The following is a 6,868-nucleotide window of genomic DNA, read 5'->3' on the forward strand; positions in this document are numbered from 1 at the left end:
CGCTTATCTGAACGGGCACTGACCCGCAGGTTCATTACTAAACCTTTCTACTGTGATACCGGAGGTTTATCCCCCGTGGCTATTGGCTGGCAAGGCAACAGTAGATTCGCCAGTATTGCTGGAGAAAGCGCCTTCGGTAAGGTGATGCTGCATTGCGCCTCACCATTCCAACGCACTGACATGGTTTCACCCGCTTTGATCCCACTGAGGTAAGTGGAACCATCGTCGTTAACAATACCGGTCTCTTGCTGATTTTCATTTAATACGGTGGCCCCAAATGGCGGTGATGTGCCATCTGCCATACGTATCATCGCCATCGCCTTTTCGCCGGAAATCACATTAAAGCGGCGATAACCAATAGCACCTTCGGTCAGTGTGACCTGTGCTACGGTACCTCTGGCTTCAACATCGTCAGCCAGGTTATCGATATCAATACTGGCCCGATTGCGGTAATAGCTATTCACATCACCGACTACCGCTTTACCAAACTGATTGGTGCGTATTGATGAGCCATATCCCTGAACCGGAACGCCAGATACACCTTGGGTATCCAGTAACAATCGGGTGCCGCCGAGGGTATTCACCCGATGTAGAGCACCGCCTTCAGCTGTAATAGTTGCGCCGCCCTGAATACCTAACCCAACGGAAGAGTATTGCCCCTCCTGATAACTGGCATTGGCGTTAATATCCGCACTATTACCTATGTGGTTGTAGTTACCACTAACTAACACGCCGCTACGTGCTACCCCGGTATTAATCTGGTAGTTGTTGTGAGCATCCAGACGATCGGTATAGCCCACTCGCTGACTATGTTCACTGCCACTTACCGTCGCGCTATAACTGATGGTTGCGCTGTTACCAAATGGCATCGACATGGACAAATACACGCCATCGTCATTACTTTCGTTATAGCGGTTACGGTAAGCAGAGAAGGTCAAACTGACATTTTTCACTTTACCGATATCAAAATAACGCGAGAGTGCCAGGTTATAGCGGTCATTCGCCGAGCGATCCCAATAGGTCTGATGGCTATAGTTCAGATACGCGCTCAGCCCCAAATCCTGAAATTGTTGGTTAAAGCTGATGGTGTACATCTCTTTATTGCCACCCACGTCATTGTTGCGATAACGCGCGTCGAGATATTCACTCATACTCATAAAATTACGTTCAGAGAAGCGATAGCCAGCAAACGTCACCTGACTGCCTGTTTCCTGAAAGTTTTTCGAATAGTTGACTCGATAAGAGCCACCGCTCAAAGTGCCTTGCTCGGGTAAAGTTGCCCATGATTGGGTCATATCAACCGACACCGCACCAAATTCCATCAAGTCACGGCCAATCCCCATAGATGCCGCTTGATATTCGTTTTCACCACTCATCGCGCCACCAAACAGTGACCAGCCACTGTTGATCCCCCAGGAGAATTCCCCGGTGCCAAACATTGGCCCTTCCGCCCGATGCCCGATATCCGAAGGCTTACCGGCAGCGATACGGTAACGCACCATTCCGGGGCGGGTCAGGTAAGGAATGCTGGCGGTATTCACTTGAAATTGTTGAACTTGCCCGTCAAGTTCCTCTACCCGCACATCCAGCGTCCCAGAGACAAAACTGTTCAAGTTCTGAATACGAAAAGGGCCGGCAGCAACCAGCGTTTCACTCAACACACGCCCTTGCTGACTGACAACTACCCGCGCATTGGTACGAGCAACACCCGTAATTTCAGGGGCATAGCCACGTAAATTTGGCGGTAACATATTGTCATCCGTCGCCAGGCTAGCGCCGTTAAAGCGGAAGCTGTCAAAGATGGATGAATTCAGAAAATCTTCCCCCAACGTCAACTTTGCTCCCAGACTCGGGATTGCGCGATAAGCGTAATAACGGCTCCAATCCCATTGGCGCTCAGTCGATGAACCCGATGATTGGTCAACACGCATCTGCCAGTCAGCACGGAATCTCCAGGCACCCAGGTTAGCGCCGGTGGTCCCGTTGCCGCTTAACGTATTGTTATTGGTATTATTCGTTTCCTGGCGGTTCAATTGCCCTAACAAGTTGTAATCGAACAACACACCGGGAATACCCTCCTCCCAGCGAGAAGGCGGATCCCAATCCGGTTCGCTGTATTCCAGCCAGGCTTGCGGCACACTCAAGTACAGCGATGACTTCGCCAAATCACCTTCCACGGTCAAGCCGGGTAAGCTGCTAATATCCAGACACTCCCCATCACGCGACCAGGTCAGCTTTTTGAAACTATCCTCTTTCAATGCCAACAACTCGATTAACTGGGGTGTTAAACACGCCTCACTTTTTTTTGCATCTTTTTCTGAGACGTAGAACACAATCGGCTGTTCGCTAAGCTCCTGTTTGTTCATGCTAACCAACAAGTTATAATTCCCAGGCATGATGTAGCCGCGTTGGGAGAACTGGCTCAGGTCAAAATTAGCGCGATCCTTGGTATCCAATACATCGGTATTAAACTGAATGTTATCGCTGGCCAACACACCATAAGCATTGCCACTTAATGCAACTGCAATCAAAATTCGCAATAAATCACGACGGGCAAAACCGGAGGTGATGGAACGAGCGGATACCATGAGATATGTCACCTTACTCATTGAAATCAGTAATAATCCAATTTGAAACGAACGCTAGAATGATAAGTTCCAGCACGCAGCGTCTTGCCATTGCCCACTAACCGCAGGGCATAATTGAGTTTCATCTCAGCAGGGATAATATTGATCTCCGGTGATACCACCCCGGGATTCGAAACATTGCCTTTATCATCAATGATTTGCATTGCCACTCCCTCGGCGTCACCATTAACCGCAAAATTATTACCGTCCGCAGCACCATCAAATGTCACAACAAAATGCTGCTGGTTCGACTTGTCTGGATCTGGGTGAACTATCGTGCAATCGAGCAAGCGGATCGCAAACGGGTGTTCATCCCCGACACCGTTCTGAACTAACTGACCGATAGGGAAAATCGCCATATCAATCGTCTGTTCCAGACTGCCGGGATCTATCGCACAAGCAGTATCAGTAATACTTCCTTCCATACTCACGCGGCCCCAATCTGTCTTCATGGGGTCTGCCATTACCGACAAACTCAGCAATGACGCCATCAGTAAGGAAGGAGGCACTATTAAAAAAAATGACCTGGACATAAATCACCTAGCTCATCCAATACGTCTCTTTTTCAAGAGAAAAAGACATGCGGATTTTCCGCATGTCCAATTAGAAAAGAGTGACTTATTGGTAAGCCAGGGTGAAGTCAGCAACACTTGAGAAGCTGCCTGGTTTGATAGCATCAGATGCAGTGCTGCCCTGCAGGTAAGCAGAGAATGCCAGGGTGTTGTTACCCGTAACCAGAGTCTGCTGCTCAGTCGCAGTACCCAGAGTAATAACAGAACCAGTACCATCGACGATCGCAATACCAGCACCTTCAGCAACACCAGTGATACCCAGCAGGCCAGGTACTGCTGCTGATTCTGCACCGCCAAAGGTGGTGGTTACAGTTTTCAAAGTTGTGGTGTCACAGTTTTCCAATTTGATTTTGAAATCATGTGCCGATGATTTGCCGCCATTTTGCAGTGCCACGTTAGAGATCTGGCCCATTTCAACAGTCTGTGCATCTGAACCTGCTGCGATTGAGCAAGGTGCATCAATGATTGAACCATTAAAAGTCACAGTACCTTGGCCTTGATCAGCCGCGTTAGCCATAGAAGCAAAACCTAATACCAGACCAGCAGCCAAGATAGTTTTATTCAGTTTCATTACGTGATTCCTTTATACACAATTAAAATTTGCCCGCTGAATTACCTTAATAAAATCAAAGTAAATGCCGCATCGAAGTAGTTTTAAAAATATAAATCCATACGGTTTTTTATCGATTAAATACGAGAAAATAAACCGCCAACAGCCTAGAGCCATAAAGTTGAAATGGAGGAATTGAGAAATTCCTACATCTTAAGAAAGAATTTAAATAACGATAGAGCCCTTTTGTTCGATGCAGATAATACAAATATAACGTCATGGTTCATAGTCATTTAATTCAAAGCGTCAAAATTCAGAGTGTTTAACTTAATTGGCTAATTTAAAACAATAATATCGATAACTTTGATCGATAAACATTGCACATTCGACATATAGCTCTAAAAAAAAGAACAAATCGACAGATTAGATCGCTAAAAGTCTATTTTTCAAAATTAATGATTGATTATTCCATAAGTCAAATTATAATCGAGATTAAATCCTTATAAGTCTAACGGTAAAAGCAGGAAAAGCTTAGCTATATTACCTTCAAACCTTGTCACTTCTTTATTTAATTAAAATGTACGTGATTTTTTATCACACAAAAACCAACATAACATGCTGAATTTAATGAGTATTTATACTTTCAATAAAGTTATCATTTGAAATATAAAGAAATATCTTTTATTTACCTATAAAGTTAAAGAGAATAATTATTAGCCTAAGTATTTTCTTCTAATTGTTAAATTTATTCGCACTAATTTTTGACGATGAGAATAAAAATTATAAAAGCCATATAAAATAAATAAGAAGATAGAATATTACTTGTATGAATAGTCTTTTTATTTGTAGGAAATTTCCAATCAATATGTGGGAAGCACAAACCCAACAATAAGAATGTTAGAAATTAAAAATAAGATACTCTTAAAATTTAAATCACATGAGGAATTAATCAATGAAACCTAAGGACCAACGTAAAGAAGAAGTTATGGGGATATTGGAAGAATACTGTCATGCTCTTAAAGAACAGTTCAGCGAATCTCCACCTCCTGTAATCAATTGGCCAAAAACAAGAGAACTTGCTGATAAAGCACAGCTGGATATTTACACTGCAAGGTTAGTATTAATGAAGTTGGTCGATGAAAATCGAGTAAAAATGTCAGAAACTAAAGTGATGAATTCATTACGCTGGTTTATTGCTTATCCAACTGAAAAATAAAGATAATCGCTCTTATTGAGTATTTATGACTCACGATACCTAATAGCCCGCTAACGAACGAGCCGGTATTGCCATGTCTGAAAAACAGCAACCAATTGAAAATAATGAAATTACTATCTTTACCATCCATAAAACCGACACTTTCAGCGCGCAAAGTTAACCTCATTGTTTTGCTGCTCATGGCCGTTACATTTATCTCCATGCTGCACTATGAGGTAAATCGAGGCGGCTCCGGACTACATCTTCCTCATAACATCATCATCTGGGCCATGATGGCGTTGCTGGTGATGACACTCTATTGGCCACAAAGTGAAGAACCCCATGTGGTGACCTCTCCGGGCAAGCTATGGCTACTGATTGGCGCACTGATGATAACGCTTCCTGGATTGTGGCCTGCATCATTACAACATGTCGGAGCCTGGTTGCCACGTGTACTCGGTTTGTGGGGCGGAATAATTCTGCTACTGGGGTTTTTTCGGCTGAAATTAAGCTCTACTACGCGGCAGGGCTGGCTGTTACTGATACTGTTGTCTGCTTGGGGGCAGGTCACGTTAGCATTACTGCAATGGTTTGTTTTTACGGCGGATAACTGGATGGAGTTTGATCCTGCCCAACGCCCTTATGGCATATTCCAGCAAGTCAATGTTCTGGCTAGCTATTTGGCAACCGGTTATGCCATCGCAGCCTATCTGTTTATGGTTTCAAGCTACCGTGTCATAAGAATCATAAGCACCCTTACGCTACTGGTTTTCCCCGGCATGTTATTGCTATTGCAATCAAGGATTGGCTGGGTCGGAGGAGTAACAACCTTATTATTGCTTTCTCTCTATTACGGGCGTCAGCGGAAAATGGCCTGGTTATGGCTATGCAGCCTGATCAGTCTCTTGGTAGCTGCTTATCTGCTGGAGCAGATGATCGGCGGCTCGCTGGTATCCAAAGAGGGGAGTAATAAAGAGCGCTGGTTAATACTCGAATACACCTGGCTCATGATACGACAACAACCGTGGCAAGGCTGGGGTTATGGTAGCTTTGAGTCTGCTTTTGCCCAAAAGCTGATACAAAACATAGGTGTGCCTACCCCCTTTTCTTTTCCTTCTCATCCCCATAATGAAGTGCTTTATGGCTGGGCCGAGGGCGGCATTGTGGCACTGGTGGGGATGCTGGTATTAGCTATCGGATATATAAAACCGCTTTTGATTCAGCCCAAGGTTGTTTTCCCTCTCTGGGTGCTAACTCTACCGATAGCGTTGCATCTGATGACCGAACTCCCTCTTTATCAATCTGCCGCGCATTGGTTGGTGCTGATTTTATTGGGCCGATTGATGGTTCCAGAACATATATTGATATCAAGGCCGCTTCCCCCATCTCATTGGCGGCGCTGGCTGCATGGCATTATTGTGCTATTAGCCTGTTGCACCTTGCTATTTATGATTACGGGCTTTAAAACTGGCCGAGTACTGACACTGAGTGAAAGAAGTGGTTTGGTTAACATGCAGCCATTAGACAACCTGGTAAATCCTTATATACAGTGGGAAAGATACCAATATATTCGACATATCAATCTGTTGCTGCAATTTAACCACAATCCCGCTCCGGCATTACTGAGCCAGTTCAGAGTATGGGCTGAGCAATACATTCAATTGCACAATGATCCTAATGTTTATCAAAGCCTTATCATGATTACCCAGTATCAGAATGACCTGATACAAGCCAATCACCTGCGGCAGATAGCTCATACACTGTTCCCCGAAAACCTTGCATTCAGGTAGAACCAACCCCATCCGTAGAGAGATAGCTGTATGGCCCCTTTGTTCTGGGGCTAATCTGCCTTGTTTGCGAGTCGTCTCGAGTTTTAGCTATGTCAGTTTTCGGGCTGCTGGGCTAGTATATCGGCTGGAAAAAG

Annotated in this window: 5 protein-coding genes; 2 read left to right on the top strand and 3 right to left on the bottom strand. The window is 44.7% G+C overall.

Annotated features, from left to right (window positions below; all coding sequences use genetic code 11):
* Positions 1 to 47 precede the first annotated feature (47 nt).
* The 3 genes from ACNSO8_RS17685 to ACNSO8_RS17695 all read right to left on the bottom strand — a co-directional run bounded on the left by ACNSO8_RS17685 (position 48) and on the right by ACNSO8_RS17695 (position 3,770).
* A complete protein-coding gene (locus tag ACNSO8_RS17685) occupies positions 48 to 2,588 on the bottom strand; it encodes an outer membrane usher protein (protein ID WP_418395397.1) in 2,541 nt (846 codons plus the stop codon).
* Positions 2,589 to 2,614: 26 nt separating this feature from the next.
* On the bottom strand, positions 2,615 to 3,118 hold the full coding sequence (locus ACNSO8_RS17690) for a fimbrial protein (protein ID WP_046051553.1): 504 nt from the start codon (positions 3,116 to 3,118) through the stop codon (positions 2,615 to 2,617).
* 127 nt (positions 3,119 to 3,245) lie between these two features.
* Positions 3,246 to 3,770 (bottom strand): fimbrial protein, encoded by a 525-nt coding sequence (locus tag ACNSO8_RS17695; protein ID WP_005163272.1) that lies wholly within the window; start codon positions 3,768 to 3,770, stop codon positions 3,246 to 3,248.
* Between the two features lie 931 nt (positions 3,771 to 4,701).
* Here ACNSO8_RS17695 and ACNSO8_RS17700 point away from each other — a divergent pair.
* Positions 4,702 to 4,965: a FaeA/PapI family transcriptional regulator gene (locus ACNSO8_RS17700; protein WP_019080437.1), complete on the top strand. Its 264-nt coding sequence runs from the start codon at positions 4,702 to 4,704 to the stop codon at positions 4,963 to 4,965.
* A 104-nt stretch (positions 4,966 to 5,069) separates the two neighbouring features.
* Entirely contained in the window at positions 5,070 to 6,734 is a 1,665-nt protein-coding gene (gene waaL-xs / locus ACNSO8_RS17705) for an O-antigen ligase-like protein WaaL-xs (RefSeq protein ID WP_418395396.1), read from the top strand.
* Positions 6,735 to 6,868: the final 134 nt, after the last annotated feature.

The sequence above is a fragment of the Yersinia sp. LJYL362 genome (assembly GCF_048323875.1).